Below are 357 nucleotides of genomic sequence, written 5' to 3' on the forward strand. Positions count from 1 at the left end.
GTTCACGCTCAAGCGCGTTGCAGCCGAAGGCGCCGACATCACGGTTGACTCCGGCAGCCTCACCGTCGAGTCGCTCGCCGTTACCAATGACAATCAGCTCAAGGGCACGCTCGACGCCGACACGGTGACGGGCGACGGCACGATCCGCGTCGGCTCGGCCGACGAAGAAACGGGCGGTGCGGGCACGCTCAACGTCGAAACGCTCGACCATACGGGCATCATCTTCATTGACCCCGCTTGGGTTGACGGCGCCGAAATGAAGGACGGCTCGTTCCTCACGGTTCAGCAGTTGGGCGAAGACGGCGTTCTCAACGCCGACGTCGTTGCCGGCCAGAACTCGACCTTCGTCTTCGGTGC

General features: G+C 63.9%; 1 protein-coding gene. It reads left to right on the top strand.

Features of this window, described 5'->3' with window-relative positions:
- The coding region (locus tag H6A60_RS12820; protein ID WP_205105244.1) for a hypothetical protein at nucleotides 1-357 on the top strand (357 nt) is incomplete at both ends.

This window comes from Sutterella massiliensis (genome assembly GCF_016899755.1).
Lineage (GTDB): Bacteria > Pseudomonadota > Gammaproteobacteria > Burkholderiales > Burkholderiaceae_F > Sutterella > Sutterella massiliensis.